General features: G+C 72.7%; 19 protein-coding genes and 1 pseudogene. 6 read left to right on the forward strand and 14 right to left on the reverse strand.

Going from position 1 to position 20,395, the window contains the following annotated elements:
• Positions 1-54 precede the first annotated feature (54 nt).
• Entirely contained in the window at positions 55-309 is a 255-nt protein-coding gene (locus ABZ249_RS05630; protein ID WP_255646957.1) for a hypothetical protein, read from the forward strand.
• On the opposite strand, the gene ABZ249_RS05635 is transcribed toward ABZ249_RS05630, so the two are convergent.
• The 6 genes and pseudogenes from ABZ249_RS05635 to ABZ249_RS05660 all read right to left on the reverse strand — a co-directional run bounded on the left by ABZ249_RS05635 (position 310) and on the right by ABZ249_RS05660 (position 10,033).
• Positions 310-2,211: an endonuclease/exonuclease/phosphatase family protein gene (locus ABZ249_RS05635; RefSeq protein ID WP_355257715.1), complete on the reverse strand. Its 1,902-nt coding sequence runs from the start codon at positions 2,209-2,211 to the stop codon at positions 310-312. It abuts the gene before it with no gap.
• Positions 2,212-2,374: 163 nt separating this feature from the next.
• Positions 2,375-3,334 (reverse strand): ABC transporter substrate-binding protein, encoded by a 960-nt coding sequence (locus tag ABZ249_RS05640; protein WP_355257717.1) that lies wholly within the window; start codon positions 3,332-3,334, stop codon positions 2,375-2,377.
• Complete coding sequence (locus ABZ249_RS05645; protein WP_355257719.1) at positions 3,327-5,324, reverse strand: ABC transporter permease subunit; 1,998 nt, start codon at positions 5,322-5,324, stop codon at positions 3,327-3,329. Before ABZ249_RS05645 ends, ABZ249_RS05640 begins: the two co-directional genes overlap by 8 nt.
• 421 nt (positions 5,325-5,745) lie before the next feature.
• Positions 5,746-6,885: pseudogene (locus ABZ249_RS05650) on the reverse strand (glycine betaine/L-proline ABC transporter ATP-binding protein); the annotation flags it as partial.
• Positions 6,882-8,447: a GMC oxidoreductase gene (locus ABZ249_RS05655; protein WP_355257721.1), complete on the reverse strand. Its 1,566-nt coding sequence runs from the start codon at positions 8,445-8,447 to the stop codon at positions 6,882-6,884. The gene ABZ249_RS05655 and the pseudogene ABZ249_RS05650, both read right to left, overlap by 4 nt.
• A 62-nt stretch (positions 8,448-8,509) precedes the next feature.
• A complete protein-coding gene (locus ABZ249_RS05660) occupies positions 8,510-10,033 on the reverse strand; it encodes an aldehyde dehydrogenase family protein (RefSeq protein WP_355257724.1) in 1,524 nt (507 codons plus the stop codon).
• Positions 10,034-10,353: 320 nt separating this feature from the next.
• On the opposite strand from ABZ249_RS05660, the gene ABZ249_RS05665 reads away from it, so the two are divergent.
• Positions 10,354-11,016 (forward strand): class II aldolase/adducin family protein, encoded by a 663-nt coding sequence (locus ABZ249_RS05665; RefSeq protein ID WP_355257727.1) that lies wholly within the window; start codon positions 10,354-10,356, stop codon positions 11,014-11,016.
• Between the two features lie 242 nt (positions 11,017-11,258).
• On the opposite strand, the gene ABZ249_RS05670 is transcribed toward ABZ249_RS05665, so the two are convergent.
• From ABZ249_RS05670 to ABZ249_RS05690, 5 genes are read right to left on the reverse strand one after another with little or no spacing between them, the layout of a single operon-like run.
• Positions 11,259-11,795 (reverse strand): hypothetical protein, encoded by a 537-nt coding sequence (locus tag ABZ249_RS05670; RefSeq protein ID WP_355257730.1) that lies wholly within the window; start codon positions 11,793-11,795, stop codon positions 11,259-11,261.
• Between the two features lie 31 nt (positions 11,796-11,826).
• Entirely contained in the window at positions 11,827-12,366 is a 540-nt protein-coding gene (locus tag ABZ249_RS05675; RefSeq protein WP_355257733.1) for a hypothetical protein, read from the reverse strand.
• Positions 12,367-12,403: 37 nt separating this feature from the next.
• On the reverse strand, positions 12,404-12,685 hold the full coding sequence (locus ABZ249_RS05680) for a helix-turn-helix transcriptional regulator (RefSeq protein ID WP_355257735.1): 282 nt from the start codon (positions 12,683-12,685) through the stop codon (positions 12,404-12,406).
• Positions 12,675-13,532 carry an ABC transporter permease gene (locus tag ABZ249_RS05685; protein WP_355257738.1) on the reverse strand — a complete coding sequence of 286 codons (858 nt, stop codon included), beginning with the start codon at positions 13,530-13,532 and terminating at the stop codon, positions 12,675-12,677. Before ABZ249_RS05685 ends, ABZ249_RS05680 begins: the two co-directional genes overlap by 11 nt.
• Complete coding sequence (locus ABZ249_RS05690) at positions 13,529-14,413, reverse strand: ABC transporter ATP-binding protein (RefSeq protein WP_355257948.1); 885 nt, start codon at positions 14,411-14,413, stop codon at positions 13,529-13,531. The genes ABZ249_RS05685 and ABZ249_RS05690 overlap by 4 nt, the downstream gene beginning before the upstream one ends.
• Positions 14,414-14,799: 386 nt before the next feature.
• On the opposite strand from ABZ249_RS05690, the gene ABZ249_RS05695 reads away from it, so the two are divergent.
• Positions 14,800-15,192, forward strand: coding sequence for a VOC family protein (locus ABZ249_RS05695; protein ID WP_220564304.1), 393 nt, complete (start codon positions 14,800-14,802; stop codon positions 15,190-15,192).
• Position 15,193: 1 nt separating this feature from the next.
• Here the strand turns inward: ABZ249_RS05695 and ABZ249_RS05700 are convergent, their stop codons facing one another.
• A complete protein-coding gene (locus ABZ249_RS05700; RefSeq protein ID WP_220564303.1) occupies positions 15,194-15,958 on the reverse strand; it encodes an alpha/beta fold hydrolase in 765 nt (254 codons plus the stop codon).
• Between the two features lie 142 nt (positions 15,959-16,100).
• On the opposite strand from ABZ249_RS05700, the gene ABZ249_RS05705 reads away from it, so the two are divergent.
• The 3 genes from ABZ249_RS05705 (at position 16,101) to ABZ249_RS05715 (ending at position 18,148) form a co-directional block, all read left to right on the forward strand.
• Positions 16,101-16,613, forward strand: coding sequence for a DinB family protein (locus ABZ249_RS05705; RefSeq protein ID WP_220564302.1), 513 nt, complete (start codon positions 16,101-16,103; stop codon positions 16,611-16,613).
• 123 nt (positions 16,614-16,736) lie between these two features.
• Positions 16,737-16,922 carry a hypothetical protein gene (locus ABZ249_RS05710; RefSeq protein ID WP_255646955.1) on the forward strand — a complete coding sequence of 62 codons (186 nt, stop codon included), beginning with the start codon at positions 16,737-16,739 and terminating at the stop codon, positions 16,920-16,922.
• Between the two features lie 395 nt (positions 16,923-17,317).
• Positions 17,318-18,148, forward strand: a complete 831-nt coding sequence (locus tag ABZ249_RS05715; protein WP_355257743.1) for an SURF1 family protein — start codon at positions 17,318-17,320, stop codon at positions 18,146-18,148.
• Here ABZ249_RS05715 and ABZ249_RS05720 read toward each other — a convergent pair.
• Positions 18,124-18,534, reverse strand: coding sequence for a DUF3817 domain-containing protein (locus ABZ249_RS05720; protein ID WP_355257746.1), 411 nt, complete (start codon positions 18,532-18,534; stop codon positions 18,124-18,126). The genes ABZ249_RS05715 and ABZ249_RS05720 overlap by 25 nt on opposite strands.
• A 145-nt stretch (positions 18,535-18,679) precedes the next feature.
• Positions 18,680-20,167, reverse strand: a complete 1,488-nt coding sequence (locus ABZ249_RS05725) for a glycosyltransferase family 2 protein (protein WP_355257749.1) — start codon at positions 20,165-20,167, stop codon at positions 18,680-18,682.
• Positions 20,168-20,395 lie beyond the last annotated feature (228 nt).

Consider the following 20,395-nt stretch of genomic DNA (forward strand, 5'->3'; position numbering starts at 1 on the left):
CGGGTGTGGGGCCGGCGGGGGTAGGGGTAGTGGTAAGGACCGGAGGTGGTCGCCGTGGGACGCGAGAAGTTGCGCCGGGGACGGTTGAAGGGACCGCTGGGCAGTCCGGAGCGCCCGGCGAGCGCGTTGGGGTTCCGGCTGGTGCTGGCGGTGTTCGGCTGCCTGGTGCTGGCGGCGGGCACGGCGGCGTCGGTGGTCATGGACGCGCCCGTGTGGCTGGTGGTGGTGCTGGCCGCCGGGTTCGCGGCGTCCTGCGTGAACGTGTACTGGGTGGCCCGGCGGCTGCGGTACGAGCGCCCCGGCCGCTGATCACTCCAGCGCGAGGTCGACCGAGACCATCCGGTGGTCGGAGTACGGCACGTCCGGGTTGTCCGGGTTCGCCGCGGCGAACTCCTCGGTGACGAGGATGTGGTCGATCTCGGCGGGCTCCCCCGCCAGGGTCGGGATGGTGTTGAAGGGCCGGTCGAAGGGGTCGTGCAGGCCCGCGTCGGTGAGGATCGACCACGCCGGGTCCCCCGGCTCGATGTTGAGGTCCCCGGCCAGGACCACCGGCCGCCCCTCGGCCCGGGCCCCCTCGACGATCGCCGCGAGGTCGTGCAGCTGGGCGCGGGCGCTCTCGGCGGTGAAGTCGTAGGTCCGCGGCTGCACATGGGTGGCGATCACGCTGACCTCGGTGCCGCCGTCCCACCGCACGACGGCCTCCAGCGCCTGGGCGCCGGTCGGCCCGCTGGGGGTGAGGGCGTGCCCGCGCACCTCGGTGACCTCGCGGGAGGTGAGCAGGGCGTCGCCCCACAGCGGCCCGTCGGCGGGCGCCCAGTAGGCCGTCATGCCCAGCTGCTCGGCGGTGAGGGACAGCGCGTCGTGGCCGCCGTTGAGCAGCCACCCGCGGTCGACCTCGCTGAGCACGACGATGTCGGGGACGTCCTGGCGGAGCAGCGCGATCTGCTCGTGCAGGGCGTAGCGCCCGTCCATGCCGAAGCCCATGCGGACGTTGTAGGCGGCCAGCCGCAGCCCCGACACGGGTTCGTGGGCCCGCTCCGCCCCGCTGCGGAAGGACGCGTGCCAGGACGGCACGGCGACGGTCAGCACCAGGGCCAGCGCGGCCGCCCCCGCGGTCAGCCAGGGGCGCCCGGCGCGGGCCGGGACGGGGCCGCGGCCGCTCATGGCGATCGCGAGGGGCACCAGGGCCAGGAACGGCACCGCGGTGTTGTCGTAGTACAGGTCGTAGGCGGCGTAGAACCCGAAGACCGCGACCGCCAGCAGGAACAGCCCGCCGAACGCCGCCCACCCGGTGGCCGCGCGCGTCGGCCGGCCGGTGCGGTGGACCGCCCACCCGGCGCAGCCCGCCAGGGCGAGCTGGCCGATCGGCAGGGCGGCGAGCGCCCAGGCGGGCCACACTCCGGGGACGCCGCCGAACTCGGTGGGCGACGCCGCCAGGACGGCGAGCGCCCCGGCCAGGACGGCGAACGGGGCAGCCGGGTGCCCGGTGGACCAGCGCGGGTCGGCCGCGACCATCACGGACAGGACGGCGGTGGTGGCCACGAGCGCGGCGGCCACCGGTGTCTGGCCGATGACCTCGCCCACGGCCGGGTTGGCGGTGTACAGGCCGGAGAGGAACAGCAGCGGGCCCAGGGCGAGCCAGGCCCGGGCGGGTGCGGGCCGGGGCTCGGTGTGGCCCGACCCGTGCCGGTGCGTCCCGGCGGCGGCCCAGGCGAACAGGGCGACCTCGACGAGCACCCCGGCCCAGGCCCAGGGGCCGTCGCGCCAAGCGAGGTCGACGGTGTTGAGGAGGGTGTGGATCACGGCGGTGGCGGCGACGCCGGTGACGACGCCGACCATCACCCCGTGCCCGGTGGTCCGGGGCCGGTCGACGGCGGTCATGGCGGACGCGGTCAGCCACACGGTGCCGGTGCCCACCAGGAACGACGCCAGGTACAGCTGCGGCGCTCCGCCGTCGGTGGCCTGGAGGGCCAGGCGCCCGGCCGCGAGCACGGCGCCCGCGGCCAGGGCGGTACGCCAGGGGTCCAGGTACCGGGCCGCGGCGACGAAGGGGACGGGGGCCAGGAACCAGGCGAGGGCGTACAGGCCCATCAGCTCGGCCGGGGTCTCCCCCGCCCGCCCGAAGAGGGTGGTGAGCGAGGGCAGGAACACCCGCAGGGCGTCCAGGAACAGCACCGTTCCCACCGCGACGGCGAATCGGTCCCAGCGCATGGTCCTCCCGGGGGTCGGCGCCCGCACCAGCGAACATGAATGATTCTCATGTGCTGCGCTCGCACGGGCAAGGGGCACGAATACCCCGATTCCCCCGAAACCCCTCGTCATGCCTGCCGTGACCGGGCCGCGTCGCAACCGCGACCCGCCCCTCACACCGCGGTCAGCGGTTCCCGAAGCCCTCCGGGAGCCACGGCCGCCACACGTCCGGGTTCTCCCGGACCCAGATCTCGGCCGCCTCGGTGGGGTCCAGGCCCTCGTCGGCGATCATCCGGGCCACCTCGTTCTGGTCCGCGTTGGTCCACGTCCAGTTGTCGAGGAACCGGTAGGCGGGGTCGTTCTCCTCAACGAACCCGGCCCGGAAGATCTTGTTCAGGTCGTAGGCCGGGTAGTCGCAGGGCACCGAGTCCGGGTCGGCGTCGCAGCCCTCCTCGTGGTCCGGCAGGTCGATCTTGACCAGGTCCAGCTCCTCCTGGAGCCACTGCGGGTCGTAGAAGTAGAAGAGCACCGGCTCCCCGGCCGCGTACCGCCGCCGCACCTCGGTGATCTGCGCGGGCTCGGACCCGGCGAACACGATCTCCAGGTCCAGACCGAAGGCATTGATCATCCCCTGGTCCTGGGTGACGAACCCGGGCGCGCCGCCCAGGAACTCCCCCCGGTCCCCGGTCTCGGCGGTGCGGAAGACGTCGGTGTTCTCCCGCAGCCCCTCCAGCGTGGTGATCTCCGGGTACTCCTCCGCCACGTAGGCGGGCACGTACCAGCCGATCACGCCCTCGTTGCCGTTGGGGCCGCCGTCGACCGCGGTGCCGTTGCCCTCGGGGCCGTACAGCTCCATGAGGTCCTCGTGGCCCCAGTTCTCCACGATGACGTCGATGACGCCCTGGTCGATGGCCTGCCAGGACGGCTGCTCGTCCACCCGGACCAGCTGCACCTGGTAGTCCATCTCCTCGCGGAGGATGTACGCGAGCACCTCGGCGCTGGCCTCGTAGCCCACCCAGCCGTTGAGCGCCATGCGCACCGTGCCCGGGTCCCGGGCGAGCTGGTCGGTGCGCACCGCGCAGGAGGAGACCAGGGCCGCCGCGGTCGCGGCCGCCAGGATCCTGACGAGGGGTCCCCTACGCACGCTGCACCCTCCTTCCCTGGGTGACCCGGTCCAGGAACAGGCCCAGGCACACGATGGCCAGGCCCGAGGCCAGACCCAGCCCCAGCTCGTTCTGCGCCAGGCCGAACACCACGTCGAAGCCCAGCGACCCGGCGCCCACCAGGGCGCCCATGACCACCATGGACAGCACCAGGATGAGCCCCTGGTTGACGGCGAGCAGCAGCGAGCCGCGCGCCAGCGGAAGCTCGACCTTGGTCAGCAGCTGCCACCGCGTGGAGCCCTGGGAGGCGGCCGCCTCCAGCGAGGCCGGGGACACCCCCCGGATCCCGTCGTCGACCAGCCGGATCACCGGCGGCAGCGCGAAGACGACCGCCGCCACCAGGGCGGGCACCCGCCCGATGCCGAACAGCGCCACCGCCGGGATGAGGTACACGAACGGCGGCAGGGTCTGCATGGCGTCCAGAACGGGCCGCAGGATCGCGGCGAACACGTCGCTGCGCGACATCAGCACCCCGACGACCACGCCCAGCGCGACGGTGAGCACCGACGCCACCAGCACCTGGGACAGCGTGTCCATGGCGTTGTCCCACACCCCGAGCAGGCCGACGACCGCGAACGACCCGGCGGAGACCAGCGCGACGCGCCACCCCCCGAAGACCCACCCCAGCGCGGTGGCGCACAGGATCACCAGCCACCAGGGCGAGCCGCCCAGCAGCTCGCTCAGCGGGCCCAGCACCCAGTCCAGGGTCCACGTGCCCAGCGCCGTGGTGAACGGGCCGACCACCGCCTGGAGCCAGTCCTCGAAGGCGTTCACCGGGCCGCTGATGTCGACGGACAGGTCGCGCGGCCAGCCCTCCACCCCCACCAGGCGGCACACCGCCACGGTGGTGATGAGGACGGCGAGGTCGGCCCCCAGCAGCGGCAGCCGGTACCGCTCGGGAAGCCTGTTCGCACCCCGCGAGCCGTGCCCGACGGCGCCGGTCACCCGGTCCATGGCGATGGCGAGCATGACGATCGCCAGCCCGGCCTGGAGCGCCTGCCCCACGTTGACCTTGGAGAGGGCCTGGTAGATGGCGTCGCCCAGGCCGCCCGCGCCGATGACCGACGCGATGACGACCATGGACACGGCCAGCATGATGGTCTGGTTGACGCCCAGCAGGATGGTGCGCCGGGCGCTGGGCAGCTGCACCTTGGTGAGGATCTGCCAGGGCGTCGACCCCAGCGAGGTGGTCGCCTCGATCGCGCCCCGGGGCACCTCGCGGATGGCCAGGGCGGTGATGCGCACCGCGGGCGGGATCGCGTAGACCGCGGTGACCACGGCCGCCGCCGGGTCGCCGATGCCGAACAGCAGCACGAACGGCAGCAGGTACGCGAACGCCGGCATGATCTGCATGAAGTCCAGCACCGGCCGGACCGCCCGGTGGAAGCCGTCACTGCGCCCCGCCAGGACGCCCAGCGGGACGCCGACCAGCAGGGCGATGGACACCGAGGTGATGATCAGCGCCAGCGTCCGCATCGACTCGTCCCACAGCCCGGTCAGGGCGAACACCCCGAAGGTGGCCAGGACCAGCAGCGCGATCCGCCACCCGGCCACCCGCCAGGCGACGATGGTGCCGAGCACGGTCACCCCGGGCCAGGTCAGGAACTCCAGGAACCGGTTGATCAGCACGACGGCCGATCCCAGCCCCACCGAGATGTAGTTGAAGAAGTACAGGAACAGCGGGCTGTCGTTGCGGTTGACGACGATCCAGGCGTAGATCCCGTCCAGCCACGCCATGAACCGCTCACCGGTGCCGGTCGGGAAGCCGGGTCCGCCGCCCCAGGCCAGGCGCGCCGCCCAGTATCCCGCCACCAGGACGGCGAACACCGCCGGCGCCAGGACCCACGGGGACCGCAGCGCCGCGGCCGGGTCCCGGCGCGCGGACGCCCGGGGCCGGCCCGCCCGTTCCCGGAGCATCGGGTCGGACGCTCCGGCTCCCCCCGCCGGGGTCGTCACGGCCATGTCAGCCACCCGACCCGGTCGGCGCGGGACCCCCGTGCCCCGCGGGGTCGGTCCCGGCCGGGGCCTGCGGGACCCGCCGGGAGCCTGGGGCCTCCGGGCCGTCCGGGGAGCCGGAGGCCGCCGGGGCCCCAGGAGGCGCCGGCACCGCCGAGGCCCCGGCCGGACCTCCCTCCCCCGACCGACCGGAGCCGCCGGGCCCGCCGGTGTCGGTGGGGCCGCCGGGACCGGTGGGACCTCCCAGGCGGTCGGGGCCACCAGGAACGTCGGGGCCGGTGAGGCCACCAGAGCCAAGGGGGTCATCGGAGCCACCGGGATCGGTGGGGCTACCGGGCCCGCCTGGACTGGTGGGTCCGACGGGACTACCGGAGGCGCCAAGACCGGTGGGGCCATGCGGGCCGTCCGGGGCGGTGTCGGCCGCGGGGTTGTCGGAGCCGTGGTCGACGAGGTCCTCGGACAGCTCGCCCACCGTCTCCTCCTCGATGGCGGCGGCCACGGAGGCGTCGGCCAGCTGGTCCTCGGCGATGGCGCGCAGCACGTCGTCGCGGCCCACGTAGCCGAGCAGCCGGCCGTCCTCCACCACCCGAACCGGGGCGGTGCTGGCGGCGAGCATCGGCAGCACCTCCGCCAGCACGGTGCCGGGTTCGGTCACCGGCCCGTCGGTGCTCTCCTCGGGGAAGGGGTCGCGCACCAGCCAGCGGGCCGTGAGCACGGTGGTGCGGGCGACGTCGGAGGTGAAGTCGGCGACGTACGCGTCGGCCGGCCGCCCCACCACCTCCTCCGGGGTTCCCACCTGGACGAGTTCGCCGTCGCGCATGATGGCGATGCGGTCGCCCAGCTTGAGCGCCTCCTGGAGGTCGTGGGTGATGAACACCGAGGTCTTGGCCAGCTCGCGCTGGAGCCGGACGACCTCCTGCTGCATGTCGCGGCGGATGAGCGGGTCCAGGGCGCTGAACGGCTCGTCGAACAGCAGCACCTCGGGGTCCACCGCCAGCGCGCGGGCCAGGCCGACGCGCTGCTGCATGCCGCCGGACAGCTCGCCCGGCCGGGAGTCCTCGTAGCCCGACAGGCCGACCATGCCGATCATCTGCTCGGCCCGCTCGTAGCGTTCGGGGCGCGCCATGCCGCGCACCTCCAGGCCGTAGGCCACGTTGTCGATGATCCTGCGGTTGGGCAGCAGCCCGAAGTGCTGGAAGACCATGGCGATCTTGTGGCGGCGCAGCTCGCGCAGCCGCTGCGGGGTGGCCTCGCCGATGTCCTCGCCGTCGAGCAGGACCTGCCCCGACGTGGGCTCGATCAGGCGGGTCAGGCAGCGGATGAGCGTGGACTTTCCCGAGCCGGACAGGCCCATGACCACGAAGATCTCACCGGGCCGGACGTCGAAGGAGACGTCGCGCACAGCGACGGTGCAGCCGGTCTCCTCCCTGATCCGGTCCCGGTCGGCCCGCTCCAGCCCGCTGCCGATGACGGTGTCGGCGTTCCTGCCGAAGATCTTCCACAGGTTGCGGACGGAGAAGGTGACGTCCCGCCCGCCGCCCGGCGGCGTGGCGGGTTCGGTCGTCGGGGCGCTCATCGGGCCTCCTCGCGGCGGTGGTCCTCGCGCACCAGGTCGGCGGCGCGCTCGCCCAGGGCCAGGACCGTGACCATGGGGTTGGGAGTGGGCAGGGTCGGGAAGACGGACGCGTCGGCGATCCGCAGCCCGCGCAGGCCCCGCACCCGCAGCCGCGGGTCGACCACGGCCATCGGGTCGTCGGCGGCGCCCATCCGGCAGGTGCCCGCCGGGTGGTAGACGGTGTGGGCGGCGCGGCGGCCGTACTCCGACAGCTCCTCGTCGGTCCGCACCCCGGGGCCGGGGGCGACCTCGGCCTCGATCCAGGAGCGGAACGGCTCGGCCTCGGCCACCCTCCGGGCGAGCTTGAGGCCGTCGACGATGGTCCGCTCGTCGTAGCCGTCGGGGTCGGTGAAGTACCGGAAGTCCAGGGCGGGCTTGTCCCGGGGGTCCGCGCTGGTCAGGTAGAGGCGGCCGCGCGAGCGCGAGCGCGGGATGTTCGGGGTCATGCAGACCGCGTATCCGTCGGGCGGGGAGGTGTAGCCCAGCCGCTTCGTGTTGTCGTCGAAGGGGACCTGGTAGATGTGGAACATCAGGTCCGGGCGCGGATCGGAGCCGTCGCGCCGGACGAACAGCGCGGCGTCGGAGTGCATCACCGTGTTCCGCGGGACCGGCCTGCTCGTCCTCCACATGATGATCGACTCGGGGTGGTCGAGCAGGTTCTCGCCCACGCCCGGCAGGTCGTGGCGGGGTTCCACCCCGACCTCGCGCAGGTGCGCGGTGTCGCCGACGCCGGAGAGCAGCAGCAGCCGGGGCGTGTCGACGGCGCCCGCGCACAGGATCACCTCGCGCCGCGCCGACACCGAGACACGGGTCCCGTCCCCGTCCGTCGCCTCCACCCCGGTGGCGCGGTCCCCGTCCAGGACGACCCTGTCCACCCAGGTCTCCAATAGGACGGTGAGGTTGTCGCGCACGTCCATGACCGGGTGCAGGTAGGCGACCGACGCCGAGGAGCGGTACCCGGTGTAGGGGTCGTAGGCGATGGACAGGAACCCGGCGCCCCCGGAGAACCCGCCGCCGTGCGAGGTCAGCGCGTTGAAGTCCTCGACGACCGGGACCCCGGCGGCCTTCGCCGCGGACTCCACCCAGTCGCGGACCATGGTGTTGCGGTCCTTGTCGGCGACCGGGACGATGTTGCACTTGATCCGGTCGGCGTAGGACTGCACGGTGGCGTTGTCCCAGCCCTCGGCCCCGGCGGCCACCCAGTCGTCGAGGTCCTCGGCGAAGGGCCGGAAGCTGATGAGCGTGTTGTGGGAGGAGCACCCGCCCAGCACGCGGGCCCGCGAGTGGAGGATGTGCGAGTTGCCGCGGGGCTGCTCGGTGGTCGTGTACTTCAGGTCGAGGTCGCCGTCGAGGACGCCCAGCCAGTCGCGCAGGCGGAGCACGTGCTCCAGGTCCCGGTCGTCGGGGCCGCCCTCGATCAGGCAGACGGTGGTGTCGGGGTCCTCGGTGAGGCGGTCGGCGAGCACCGACCCCGCGGTGCCGCCGCCGACGATCACGTAGTCGTAGGTCCGGTCGTGGGACACGGCGTGATTCCTCTCGTTGTTCTGCCGGGGGATGGCGGGGAAACCGGCCCGTGCCTTCGCGGTCAGCCGAACCAGCGCTGCGGTTCGGGTGCCAGGTTGCGGTAGATGTGCTTGGCCTCCCGGTACTCGGCGAGCCCGGACGGGCCGAGTTCGCGGCCGATGCCGCTGCGGCCGAAGCCTCCCCACTCGGCTCCGGGGAAGTAGGGGCCGTAGTCGTTGATCCAGACGGTGCCGTGGCGCAGGGCCGCCGCCACGCGCTCGCCGCGCGCGGTGTCGTCCGTCCACACGCCGCCGGAGAGCCCGTAGTCGGTGTCGTTGCCCAGGGCGATCGCCTCCTCCTCGGTGCGGAAGCGCTCGACGGTGACGACCGGGCCGAACACCTCGGTCTGCACGATGTCCATGGAGCGGTCGCAGTCGACGAACACGGTGGGGCGGTAGAAGTAGCCGTCCCGGAGCCCGGGCTCGTCGGGGCGCTTGCCTCCCGCGATGATGCGCGCGCCCTCCTCGACGCCGCGGGCGACGGCGGCCTCGACCTTGGCGCGGTGCCGCTCCGACACCAGCGGGCCGCAGCGCACCCCCTCGTCCTGGCCGCGACCGATGCGGATGGCGTCGGCGCGGCGGGCCAGCTCGGCGGTGAAGGCGTCGTGGACGTCCTCGTGCACGATGAGCCGGGCCCCGGCCGAGCAGACCTGGCCGGAGTGGAAGAACGCGGCGGAGAGGGCATGGTCCACGGCGGTGTCCAGGTCCACGTCCGGGAAGACGATGTTGGGGTTCTTGCCGCCCAGTTCCAGCGCGACCCTCTTGACCGTGGGCGCGGCGGCGGCCATGATCAGCCGGCCGGTGGCCAGGCCGCCGGTGAAGGACACCAGGTCCACGCCGGGGTGCTCCGACAGGGGCGCGCCCGCCTCGGGCCCGCTGCCGGTGACCAGGTTGACAACCCCGGCGGGGACGCCCGCCTCCACCACCAGCTCCATGAGCTTGAGGCTGGTGACGGGGGTGACCTCGGTGGGCTTGATCACGCAGGTGTTCCCGGCGGCCAGGGCCGGGGCGAGCTTCCAGGAGAGCTGGAGCAGCGGGTAGTTCCACGGGGTGATGAGGCCGCAGACACCGACGGGTTCGTACACGATCCGGCTCTGCACCCCCTCGGGCGCGGACACCAGGCGGCCGGCGTCCTTGTCGGCCAGGCCCGCGTAGTAGCGGAAGACCCCGGTGACGTCGTCGACGTCGATGCCGCCCTCCTCCACCGTCTTGCCGGTGTCGAGGGACTCCGCCAGGGCGATGTCGGCCCGGTCCCGCTGGAGGAGGTCGGCGATGCGCTCCAGCAGGCGGGCGCGCTCGCCCGCCGCGGTGCCGCGCCACGGGCCGGCGAAGGCCCGCCCGGCGGCGGCGATCGCGTCCTCGGTGTCGGCCCGGCCGCCCTCGCTGACGACGGTCAGCACCGACGCGTCGGCGGGGTCGATGATCTCCCGCACCCGGCCGTCGCGGGCGGCCCGCCACTGCCCGTCGATGTGGATGCTGGTGGCGCGGGTCGAGCCCGGGGGCGCCAGGTAGGGCGCCTCGGGGAGGGTGTCATGCCGTTCGTTCACGGGCCCGGTGTGCCCTCGTTCGCTGGTCACAAACAACCTCTCCCCATGGGGCACCTGCGTCACAATGCCCACGAACAGGCCCTGAACAGCGCGAATGACCGCAAGAGGCGTCGTCACCCGTGGTCCGCACCACGTGACCCAGGCGTAAGGAACCACACGCCGCGGCGGTCGGGGGCGGAGCCCACGCCCGGGCCTGGGGAATACGGGGAAGAGACTTTGACGTACATTTAGGTGTACCTAAGTGGTTCGCCCGGCTCACGGGCGTCCGGCACCGACGGCCCGCCCAGGGTCCGACCGCGCACCCTCGAGGAAGTCGCCAGATGTTGTTGGAGCAGGAACGACGGGACGTCTGCCTGGCCGCCCGGACCCTCGCCGCACTCCCCGGTATCGCCCCCGGCGAATCCGCCACCCTCAGCGTCCGCAACGGGGACCTGGTCGTCGTCACCCCGCACGGGGTCCCCCTGGACCAGGTCCAGCCCGCCGACTGCCCGGTGATGGCGCTGGACGACCGGATGCTGGAGGGCCGCCGCGACCCGGCGGCCGAGACCACCCTGCACATGGCCGTGCACCGGCGGGCCGCCGACCACGGGCGGGAGACGAGCGCCGTGGTCAACGCGTTCACGGCCGACACCGTCGCCGTGTCCTCGGTGCTGGCCGAACTGCCGCCGATCCACCACCGCGCCGCGGCCCTGGGCGGGGCGATCGCGGTGACCCCGTACACCCTCTACGGCAGCGGCGACATCGCCGACCAGGCGGTCAAGGCCCTCAAGGGCCGCGACGCCGCGCTGCTGGCCGACCACGGCGGGGTCGCCCTGGGCCGGGGCCTGGAGCACGCCCTGGAGAACCTGCGCCTGCTCGACTGGCTGTGCGCCGCCTACCTGCGCGCCCGCCGGCTCGGCGAGCCCCGCGTCCTCTCCGAGGACGAGCTCGCCGCCGTCTCCCACCGCGACACCTACGGCTGGGCCGGCCCCGACATCTGGTGACCGGCCCCGTCCGTGCGCTCCCCGCCAGGTCGCTCCGCGGATCCGGCGGTGAGCGCACACCGACGGTATTTCGACATCTCGGCGACGGGACGGCCCTCACGGGTGACGGTCACAACCTCCCCGCCCTCCACCGCTGCGAGCAGGTCCCAGAAGCACTTCGAGGCTTCGGCCTCGGTGAATACGCGCACAGCACCCGTTCTACCGGTCGGCGCCACGCGGCAAGGCGCTGACGGGGAAATCCGTCACTCCTCATCGGGCTGGACCCAGGCCAGATGGCAGGCGGGGAAAAGGTTGTGAAGCGCCAGCACGACCCACGCGACTGCGGCGGCCAGGCCGACCGGCACCTCCACCACCGCGCCCAGGACGTCCCCGGCGACCAGGTGGGCGATCCCGCCCAGCATCACCAGGGCCGCCATCGCCCGACCGGTCACCGTGTGGCCCAGGGCTCGGGCGTGGTCGATCTCCGCGCGCTGGCGCTCGTCCACCACCCGCTCGTAGCCCCTGAGCACGCGGGCTCCGGCGTTCAACCGCTGAGCGAAGGACGTGTGGAGGGCCAGCACAACGATCAGCGCCAGCGCCGAAGCGATGACGAGCGCGCCCGTCCGCGCGGTCACCATGACGGCGAACGCGGCCGTGCCGAGCAGGGTCAGGGCCAGAACCAGCGCGACCAGGCGCAGGCGGGTGGAACGGCGGGCCCAGACGGCCCGGGCACCGGGCTCCTCGAGCTTCTCGAGAAGGATCGTGTCGGACAGGTCGGCAGAACGGCGGGGGGTGTTCATGGTGCTCCTTTTCGCGCCGGGGTCCCGGCCGTCAGTCCTCGTCGTCGGGGAGCTCGTCGGGGCGGGTCCAGGCCAGGTAGCAGGCCGGGAACGCGGCGTGGGCCATCGTGGTGACCACCACCAGCGGCGCCAGCACGGCCAGCGGCAGCTCGGCCCCCATGTCCGTTCCGGGCGCCGCCGTGGCGAACCCGGCGGTCACCGCGACCAGCAGGGTCGCCAGGGCGGCCGTCACGTGGTGGCCGAGGCGGGTGGCCCGGTCCATCTCCGCCCGCTGGAACTCGTCCAGGCCGTGGTAGCCCACCACCCAGCGGGCGGCGATGTTGATGTGGGTCGACAGCACCGCGCTCACGAGCAGCAGCCCGACGAACCCGGCGATCCCGGCGAACGACAGCGAGGCGCCGACGACCAGGGGCAGGGCGAGGAAGAGGGCCGCCGCCAGGGTGAGGGCGACGAAGACGGCCACCGCCGCGCGGCGGCGCGAGCGCGCCGCCCAGAACGCCCGGCGCCGCGGGTTCTCGATCATGGAGCGGATGCGCTCCTGGGTCCGGCTGTTCGGCTGTCCGATGAACATGGCGATCCTTCGTGGTGGTGCGGTCGGGTGCGGCGGCTCAACCGCCGATGCGGGGGAACGGCTCGGTGGAGAACACGACCTCCACCGGGACCTCGAAGTAGCGGGCGATCCTCAGGGCCAGGTGGAGGCTGGGGCTGTACTCGCCCCGCTCCAGGTAGCCCACCGTCTGGTAGTGCACCCCGAGCGCCTCGGCGAGCTGGCGCCGCGAGACGTCCCGCTCCGCCCGCAGCATCGCGATGCGGTTGTAGATGGCCTCGGCCGGTCCGGCCGCCGCCCTGCCGCGGCGGCCGCCCCCGCCCTTCTTCTCCTCAGTAGGCACGCTGCATCGCCTTCTCCCGGGCCTGCTGGACCCTCGATCCCGACGTCTTGCGGGTCATCCGGCGCAGCACCCACTGCGCGGCCACGAACCCGACCACGGACCACAGTGCCAGAACCCCGGCGGCCTGCGGCAGCTGCCAGGTCCCCGCGAGCTCGGCGGCGGCGTGGGCCTCGGGGAGCAGCGCGGCGCGCACGCCCATGCCGGACCAGTAGACGGGGAAGACCTGGGCGAGCGTCTGGAGCCAGGAGGGCATCACCGAGATCGGGAACATGACCCCGGAGACCATGGTCAGCCCCATGACGGGCAGCATGATCACGCCGACGCCGGTGCGCGGGTTGCTCAGGGTGGCCCCGATGATCGCGCCGATCGGCGCGAGGGCGGTCATGGACAGCAGCGACACCCAGAGCAGGGTGAACACGCCGGACACCCCCTGGACGGCGAACCCGTCGACGAGGAGGAGGCCGGGCAGCAGCATGAACGCCATGGCGGCCGCGGACATGGTGACGAGGTGCCAGGTCTTGGCCACCGCGTAGCCGACCATCCCGTTGGGCGCGACGCGGGCCCGCAGCAGGGTCCCGTCCTCGCGTTCGCTGCCGATGACCTGGGCGACCGTGGCGGTGCCGAGCATGAGCAGCAGCATCGTCACGCCGCCGGTCATCATCATCGCGGCGACCGGGACGTCCGCGCCCTCCACCGTGTCGTCCCCCACGAACAGGGTGAGGGCGACGAAGACGAGGGGCATCGCGAAGTAGCCGCCGATCACCTCGCCCGCGTTGGCGAACGAGTTCTTGAACTCGGTCCAGCCGCGCGAGAACCCGGTGCGGACGGCGTGGGCGGTGGGGTTCATCGGATCTCCTCGGCGAACTCGGCGGCGGCGCGCTCGGCGTCGCCGGACTCGGAGCGCTGGACCAGGTCCAGGTAGACCTCCTCCAGCGAGGGGCGCAGGACCTTGAGGTCGGTGATCCCGTCCCCGTGCACCCGGTACAGCTCGGCGATGTGCCGGGCCGGGGCGTCGGTGGCGTGCACGTGGCGCTCCCCGCCGACGCTCCAGGTGACCTCGCTCTGCATGCCGACCAGGGAGGAGAGCCGGTCCGCGCTGCCGTCGGCGACGATGCGCCCGCCCGCGAGGATGAGGACGCGGTCGGCGAGCTTCTCCGCCTCGGCCAGGTCGTGGGTGGTGAGCAGGACGGTGGTGTCGTCCTCGTCGGTGAGCCGGTGGACCAGCTCGTGGAAGTCGCGCCGGGCCTGGGGGTCCAGGCCGGTGGTGGGCTCGTCGAGGAAGAGCAGCTCGGGGCGGCCGACCAGGCCCAGGGCGACGTCGACGCGGCGCCGCTGGCCGCCGGAGAGGGTGCGCAGCCGCTTGTGGGCGTGCTCGGCCAGGCCCAGGGACTCCAGCAGTTCGTCGGTGTCGTAGGGGCGCGGGCGGCCGGGCTCGGAGTAGGGGGCGTGGAAGCGGCCGAAGTGGTCGACGAGGTCGCGCACCCTCCAGGCGGCGTGGTCGCGCCAGGACTGCATGACCACGCCGATCCGGGACCGCCAGCGCTCGTCGCCTCGGGCCGGGTCCGAGCCGAGCACCTCGACCTCGCCGGCGGAACGGGCCCGGAAGCCCTCCAGGATCTCGACGGTGGTGGTCTTGCCGGCCCCGTTGGGGCCGAGCAGGGCGACGACCTCGCCGCGGCGGGCGGTCAGGTCGACACCGCGCAGGACCTCGGTGGCCCCGTAGTTCATGCGCAGGCCGCGAACGGTGATCGCGGCCGGCTCGGGGGTCCCGTACGACACCTCTCGGGCCACCGATCGCACACCGGCTTCCGCCATGGCCGCACCTCCTTCATCGTCTCTCTACTGCGGTTGATAGTACATGTACTACATCAGACAGAACAAGCACTACATCTGAAAGTAGAGATGGTACGGACCGCCGCACATGGACTATCCCCGGCGAAGGCACAGTTCGGCGCAGGGGCGTGGCCGCATCCGGACGGCAGCGGGAAATCCCCCCGCCACCGTGTCGGCACCCCCCTGGACCCGGAAACCGGGTACGGATACTCAGGAAGGGCGTCACCCCGAGGCGCCACACTGGTGCCGACGACCGCAGACCCCGCTGGGAGGCCCCCGAGATGCGCTGCAGCTACATCCGCCTACTGGTCGACGACTACGAAGCCTGCTTCCGGTTCTACTCCGACGTGCTCAAGCTCCCCGTGCTGCGCGGTGACGAGCACAGCCGCTACGCCGAGTTCGACGTGGACTCCACCACCCGCCTGGCGCTCAACCAGCGCGAGGTCATGGCCGAGGCGCTGGAGACCGACACGGCCGACCCCGGACTGCCCCACCAGGACCGCATGGCCGTGGTGTTCGAGGTGGACGACGTGGACGCCACCGCCGCCCGGCTGGTCGCCGCCGGGGCGCGCCAGGTGATGGCGCCGCGCGACTGGACGGCGTGGGGGATCCGCGCCGCCCATTTCCGCGACCCGGACGGCTACCTGCTGGAGGTCAGCCGCCCGCTCATCTGAGTCACGGGGCCACGTGCTCCACCAGCAGCTCGTTGACCCGGTCCGCCCGCTCCACACCGAGCAGGTGCGCGGCTCCCGCGACGACCTCGAACCGGGAGTCGGCGATGCCGTCGGCGAGCCTGCGCCCGTGCCCGGGCGGCAGCAGGGGATCGTGCGCGGCCGACACGACCAGGGCGGGCACCCGCACGCCCGCGACCAGGTGCCGCTGGTCCATCGCGTGCACCGCGTCGCACACCGAGGCGAACGTCGCCGGGTCGATCCGGCCCAGCTCGTCGGTGAACCGCTCCACCACGTCGGGGCGCTCCCGCCCCATGTCGGGGGTGAACCACGGCAGCGACACGTCGGCCAGCACCGACTCCATCCCGGCCTCGCGCGCCCGGTCCGCCAGCCGGCTCCACCGGTGCGCGGGGGGCGTGCGCGGCGCCGCGGCCAGCAGGGCGATCCGCTCCAGGGTGCGCGGCGAGTTGGCGGCGATCCACACCACCAGCGAGGCGGCGAACCCGGCGCCCACCGCCGACACCCGTGCCAGGTCCAGCTTCTCCAGCAGCGCCAGCACGTCCAGCGCGAGGTCCTCGATGCCGCACGAGCCGGCCGCGGCCGGCGAGGAGCCGTGGCCGCGGTGGTCGATCCGCAGGACCCGGCGGTTGCGGGTCAGCTCGGGCATCTGCGGCTCCCACACCGACATGGTGGTGCCGAACGGCGGCACGAGCAGCACGACGGGCGCGTGCCGCGGTCCGTCGATCCGGTACTGGAGCGGAATGGTCATGGGGCCTCCGGGTCGCCAGAACGCCAGGGTATCCGCAAGCGCCGGGAGGCCACCGGTATCCGCCGCCGGTGGAGGACAGAACCTGACCTCCACGCTTTCTAGGGTGGTACCACCGAGACGGCGAAGAGAGAAGGCGGCCACGATGGCGACGGACACCGAGCGCACCTCCATCCTGAAGATGCTCGCGGACCAGCGCGACTTCCTGCGGTTCGCGGTCAGGGGGCTGGACGACCACCAGGCCACCCGGCGCACCACCGACAGCGAGCTGACGCTGGCGGGCCTGGTCAAGCACGTGACGCAGATGGAGGAGAACTGGATCCGGTTCGCCCAGGACGGCCCGCCCGCCGAGCCGGTCGACTACGAGGACCCGGCCTCCTGGCAGGAGCAGGCCGACAGCTTCAACCTGCTGGACGGCGAGACCCTGGAGGGCACCCTCGCCCGCTACGACCTCGTCGCGGCCGCGACCGAGGAGTACGTCCTCTCCCTGCCCGACCTGGAGAAGAGCCACCCGCTCCCGGAGGCCCCGTGGTTCGAGCAGGGCGCCTCCTGGTCGGTCCGCGACGTGCTCCTGCACATCCTCCGAGAGACCGCCCAGCACTGCGGCCACGCCGACATCATCCGCGAGTCCTTCGACGGCCAGAAGACCATGGGCTGAGCCCCCGCACCGCCCCCGAACAGGACATGTGAGGGATGCCGGCGCCCGGGGTGACAACCGTCATCCCGGGCCGGTGACAACGGCGCCTACCGGCCCCGCGGCCCGGCGGCGAGGATGGTGCACATGACGAAGACACAGAGCACCTCCCCGGACTGGACCCTCGGACTCTCCCTCGGATTGGCGGTCGGCATGGGCTTCGCCGCCGTCCTCACCGACCTGCTGCTGGGCGTCACCCTCTCCGCCTGCTTCGGCGTCGCCCTCGCCTACACGCTCCCCCAGGCCCGCCGCGCCGCGACCGCCGCACAGTGACCCCGGGCGGTGACCCCGGGCATGCGTACGGGGTGCGCCCGAAGGCGCACCCCGCCGCACGAAGGCGGCGAGGGCCGCTTCCGCATCCCCCCTCAAAGTACGGAAGCGCCCCTCGCCTGGGAAGCGGCCTGCGACTCCTCCCCCCTGGAGTCGCGGCCTGGAAGGTCCGCACGCGGGCGGCTCGGTGCGCTCGGCGGCCCTGGGGCCCCGGAGCGACTTTGTCGTTCCGCGTTGATAGAGACACTACCCACCCCGACCTCGGTAGACAACCCTCTGTCACGAGAACTTACTTAAAGTGATCGCCATTCCTCCGTCGATACCGGCCCAAGCCACCGCGTGCAGTGTCAACCCGGGGTCATGACCGACTCCTCCGGAGGCGCACATAGCCTGGTCGGGTGAGATCACCGCTGCTCCGTCCCCGATGGCTCGGCATCCACCTCGGCATCCTCCTGGTCGCCGTGGTGTGCGTCGCCGGCACCGCCTGGCAGTTCGTCCGCGCCTTCGAGCCGGACCGCGAGGTCATCACCAACCCGGTGGAGGACCTCGCCGGCGCCGTGCCGCTGGACGACCTCCTCGAACCCGGCGAGTACATGCACCCGGAGACCTTCGCCAACACGGCGGTCACCGTCACCGGACGCTACTCCCCCGAGGAGACGCTGCTGGTGCCGCGCACCGAGGACGGCGCCCGCGGCCACGACGTCATCCTGCCGCTGGTCACCGACGACGGCGCGGCCGTCACCGTCGACCGCGGCTGGATCCCCGAGGGCGCCGCGGCCCCCGAGGTCCCGGGCGGGGAGGTGACCGTCACCGGCTGGCTGCTGCCGCCGGTCTCCGACGGCGGGTTCACCCCGGTCGCCACCGAGGACGGGACGGTGGAGCGGATCGCCACCTCGCTGCTGGTCAACGAGTGGGACCACCCCCTCTACGAGGGGTACGTCATCCTGCCCGAGGGCGACCCGGCGGCCGAGGGCCTCACGCCGGTGCCGCCGCCCGAGCCGCCCACCGGGTTCACGGTCAACTGGCGCAGCCTGAGCTACACCTTCCAGTGGGCGATGTTCGGCGTCTCCGCGCTGGTGTTCTGGGTCCTGCTGATGCGGCGCGAGCTGGCGGACGCGCGGGTGTCCGACGACACGAAGGCCCCCTCCGAGGCGGAGGGGGCCCGGTCGGAGGAGGCCGCGGGTCCGGGGGAACGGCCCGGGGATCAGCCGGCGGCGGCGGGCTCCTGAGCCGGGGCGGCCGCCCCGGCCTCCTTCGCCTTCTCCGCCTTCACGACACGGTGCTCGACCACGAAGCCGAGGATCGGGATGGTGCCGGCCAGCACCACACCGAGCGTCTTGGGCGCGCTCCAGCGGCGGTCCAGGGCGACCCACAGCACCACCAGCACGTACACCATGTAGATGTAGCCGTGCGGCATGGCGATGAACAGCATCAGCGGCGACTCGGGCCCGAACCAGTGGTCCAGGCCGAACGGCGCCGGCATCAGGGAGAACCGCGCGGTCTCCCCGATGAGGTACTTGGCAGGCATGGCCACGAAGGTCAGGCCCAGCAGGAAGACACCGGTCACATAGGCCAGCACCCGGTACAACCCCAACGACACACGGCTCTTGTCCACCGTTGCTCCACACCCACTCGGACGGTCTCGCACCCCGCGGAGATCCGGGGCCCTTTCCCGAGGCTAAACGCTGTCCGAAACCGGCCGTCCCCGGGGTGCCACGTGCCGTCCCCCACACCGCGCGGCGCCCCCGCGCCGCACGGTGTCACTTCTTCGAGACGCGGTCGGGGCTGGCCCACCGGCCGTCCGACCGGGCGGTCCAGGCCCGCGGGATCATCCGAAGCGTGATGAAGGCGTCCACCACCCGGATCGGGAAGAACAGCAGCCCGTACACGAGGTACGACGGCCGCCGCCGGATCGCGGCCATGACGCAGGTGAGCATGTAGTCGGGGATGAGCAGGCCCATGGCCAGCGCCGTCAGCGGCAGGAACGCCGTGACCGCCGTGAACGACGTCCCCACGAGGGGCACCGACACGAACGCCTCCCCGGCGATGGTGCCGATCAGGACGAACACGGCGATGACCGTGGTCAGCAGCAGGATGACCGAGACCACCACGACCTCGAGGATGTACAGCCCGAGGAACACCCAGAACGTGCTGGGCCAGATCCCGTGCCTGCGCACCGTCTGCCAGAACCCCAGCGTCCACCGGCCCACCTGCTTGCGGTAGTCGGAGAACGTGAACGGGTCCTGGCTGTAGGCCTTGGTGTCCGGCCGCATCGAGATCCGCCCCAGGCGCTTGTGCTGCACCTCGAACGTCATGTTGAAGTCCTCGATGACCAGGCCCTCGGGGTTGACCTCGATCTCCCGCAGCGCCTCGCTGCGGTACACGCTGGCGAAGCCGGGGACGATGAACGACGCGTTGGTGCCGCGCCAGGTCTGCCCGAACCGCATGAAGTACTGGAGCATGAAGTACAGGCGGTCGCGGTAGGCGGAGATCATCCGGCCGACGAAGGTCCGCTCCCGCGGCTTCCACTCCGACACCACGAACCCGGCGACGGCGGCGACCTTGGGGTCGCGCAGCTGGCGCCGGACCCCGTCGACGTACCCCTTGTCGAGCTCGGTGTCGGCGTCGAGGATGAGCACGCCGTCGTAGTTCTCGGTGAGCGCGAACTCCTCGATGACGGCCTCGATGGCCCCGGCCTTGCCGCGGTTGGTGAGCAGCTCCAGGACGTTGACGCCGGTCTTGGCGGCGATCTCGGCGGTGGAGTCCTTGGAGGAGTCCGACACGACGTAGATGTCCCACCGGGGGAACAGGCCCAGCGCCGAGCCGATGGCCCCGTGGATGACCGGTTCCTCGTTGTGGGCGGGGATGACCACGGCGATGGTGGCGTCCCGGGGGCCGTCCCCGGCCTCCGGGGCGTGGTCGCCCTCGGTCCCGGCGTCCCCGGAGGGGCCGCCGGCGCCGACGAGGACGCGCTCGCGGGAGCGGACGGCCCGGCGTTCGTCGGCCGCGGTGCCGCGCCGCAGCACGGCGCGGACGGAGTCGTCCCCCAGGCGCAGCAGCCCGACGGCGGTCCAGAGCAGAAGGTTGGCGCCGAAGGCGAGCCACAGGAACACGTACCCGACGGGGCCGAGTCCGGCCGCGGCGGCCATGTCGGTCGCGAAGTCGAGCCAGAAGACGAAGAGCGCGGCGGCAAGTGCCAGGGCGATGAGCCCGATCAGCAGGCCGCCGACGAAACGCACGATACGCACAGCCTTGGGACCCCTCCCGAAAGTCAGCGGTTTCGGACCGACAATAACCCGCTAAGTCGGCGTTAGGTTGACGCCCTGCCACCTGGAGGGGTTCACCCGAGTTCGCGTCCTATGTAGGCCACGGAAATCGTATACACGGGCTTGCGTGAAGTGGTACCCATTAGAAGATATTTGAGATCGGGGACCGGGGGCGCACGCGCCGTCGGTTTATCCCCGGACGGCCCCGAT

It is taken from the genome of Nocardiopsis sp. NPDC006139 (assembly GCF_040614155.1).
GTDB lineage: Bacteria > Actinomycetota > Actinomycetes > Streptosporangiales > Streptosporangiaceae > Nocardiopsis > Nocardiopsis changdeensis.